The sequence below is a fragment of the Candidatus Zixiibacteriota bacterium genome (assembly GCA_021159005.1).
GTDB lineage: Bacteria > Zixibacteria > MSB-5A5 > UBA10806 > 4484-95 > JAGGSN01.
Window position 1 is genome coordinate 1 of the sequence record JAGGSN010000058.1, and the last position, 2,528, is coordinate 2,528.

A 2,528-nucleotide genomic window follows, 5' to 3' on the forward strand; every position below is an offset into this window, starting at 1 on the left:
AGTCTATTATAATGGGAGGTAACGGAAGCCCACCTGAGAGACAGAATTTATTAGGGCAACTAAGGTCTGGAATATTGGCTTGTATTGAGAAGGGGATACTCAATAAAGTTTTAGAGGATTTCGATCCTCGGATTCAGGAACAGATTAGAGTGGAGTACAGAGTTTAGTTATGGCAGGTTCGTGGGCAGCAGGCGGAGATTTAACAACGGCAAGGTTTGGCTTGGCTGGTTGTGGAACTCAATCTTCTGGATTAAGTTTCGGTGGTACGACTGATAGTGGCTACCCTGGTGTCTATCTAAACACCACCGAAGAGTATAACGGCATTGCATGGTCTGCCGGTGGAGACTTGGCAACAGGAAGATATCACTTGGCTGGTTGTGGTACGCAATCGGCAGGACTAAGCATTGGTGGCTATGACAACCACTGTGATGGTGGAGGTCCCTGTACTGTTACCGAAGAGTATAATGGCACTGCATGGTCTGCTGGAGGGGATTTACCAGTATCGAGTTATCGTTTAGCCGGTTGTGGAACACAGTCAGCGGGGTTGTGCTTTGGCGGAAATACTAACGATGATTATTCAGTTACCGAAGAGTATAACGGCACTGCATGGTCTGCCGGTGGAGGCTTAGCATCGGGAAGAGATTACTTGGCTGGTTGTGGTACACAGTCGGCTGGATTAAGCTTTGGCGGAAATGCTAACGATGATTATTCAGTTACCGAAGAGTATAACGGCACTGCATGGTCTGCCGGTGGAGGCTTAGCATCGGGAAGAGATTACTTGGCTGGTTGTGGTACACAGTCGGCTGGATTAAGCTTTGGCGGAAATGCTAACGATGATTATTCAGTTACCGAAGAGTATAACGGCACTGCATGGTCTGCCGGTGGAGATTTGTTGGTGGGAAGGTATGGCTTGGCTGGTTGTGGTACACAATCGGCTGGACTAAACTTTGGCGGTTATACTACTAACTATTATAACACCACTGAGGAGTATAATGGAACATCATGGTCTGCTAGTGGGGATTTAATAACGGCAAGAGAGAGTTTAGGTGGAGCAGGAACCCAATTGGCCGGTTTAAGTTTCGGTGGAGATTTCGCTACTGGTGCTACTGCTGTTACCGAAGAATATAACGGTATCGTATCTTGCACGAAATTGTTCGACGGTAAAATAAAAATAGAAAAACATACCACTGATTTGCTTGATGGCAAAGTAGAAATAGGGGTCTTTGCTCAGAATATCTTCGATGCCAAGGCAGTAGTCAAAGATGAAACGACAACTTTATTTAATGGTAAGACCGAAGTAATAGGGTGGAAAGCAGATTTACTTGATGGAAAGGCTGAAGTAACAGGCTGGGCCGCTGATCTGCTCGATGGTAAAGTAAGCACAGCTAATTTATCAACTAGGCTATTCAATGGCAAGGCCCAAATTTATCTTAACGATATTGATACTCTTGATGGAAAGGTTAATCTTCAAGGAAAAGTTGTTAATTTACTGAATGGCAAGGCCAGGGTTGAATTTGGTATAGCTACAAATTTATTTGATAGTAAGATAGCAATACAGGATAAAACGACTGACCTTCTTGATGGTAAATGTACCATAAATTCTTTGGTTAGTATCGATGCTTTACCACCGGTACCCACAGCAAGTTTTAAAATCGGCAGGATAATAGAAGGTTATTGTCCGGTTCCCGAATTTACCTGTATAGCTTACAGCGGCAGGAACCCTTCGATTATAGCCAGCGCTCCGTGCCCGACCTGCTCGATGCGGATCGGGCTTGGTTTCACCGGAGACGTTCCCATTCCAACTTGCGTTATGGTGGCTGACACCCATCATCTTGCTACCATATATGGTCGAGTACCAGTTCCCCTGCTCACCTGCATAGGTGATACGGAGAATATTACAGTTATCTCGGCCACTGCCCCAACCCCGACTGGATTATTCGAAGTTACTGTTGGGAATGTGGCCTTTATCCTTGGAAGGTCGCCTTGCCCATATTGTACCATGGTGGCGTTGACCGGGCAGGTCGTCGCATTGTCTGGTAGAGTGCCTGTGCCGGGTGCCCTTGTTCGTTTTTATGCGTCGTTGGCAAACGACACCATAATACTTACAGGTACAGTTCCGACTCCTACTATGACATCAAGCGTTGATTGCTTCACAAGTTCGATACTGAGGCATGTGAGAGGGAAAATACGATAATGGCCGATATAGACGGATACGCTCCTACACCAACAGCGGATATTACGGCCTCTTTCGTACCGTACAGTTCTTGTATGTTTGTTTTGGATCATGCTTTGCAGGCAAGGGCTACAACTCAGTACATTGATTACGAATTTAATTCAATGGTGAAATTCGGAGATGTTTACCTCGGAGCGTCTACCGACGGTATATATGAGCTTGATGGTGACACAGATGATGGTGATGCTATAGGGGCCTACTTTGAACCGGTAGTAACGGATTTTGGAATTAATAATCCTAAAAAGGTACGATTTATATTTTTGGGATATGAGGCTGAGGGAGACCTTATAGTAAC

Annotated in this window: 2 protein-coding genes; both read left to right on the forward strand. The window is 45.4% G+C overall.

The genetic code is table 11. The features are described 5' to 3' along the window. Window positions 1-169 precede the first annotated feature (169 nt). Window positions 170-2,194: a hypothetical protein gene (locus J7K40_03900; GenBank protein ID MCD6161542.1), complete on the forward strand. Its 2,025-nt coding sequence runs from the start codon at window positions 170-172 to the stop codon at window positions 2,192-2,194. Continuing rightward, window positions 2,194-2,528 (forward strand): hypothetical protein (locus tag J7K40_03905; protein ID MCD6161543.1); only part of this gene is annotated, 335 nt, incomplete at its 3' end. The genes J7K40_03900 and J7K40_03905, both read left to right, overlap by 1 nt.

Coding starts and splice junctions, on each gene's coding strand:
- J7K40_03900 (MCD6161542.1), top strand. CDS start 170: ATGGCAGGTTCGTGGGCAGCAGGCGGAGATTTAACAACGGCAAGGTTT.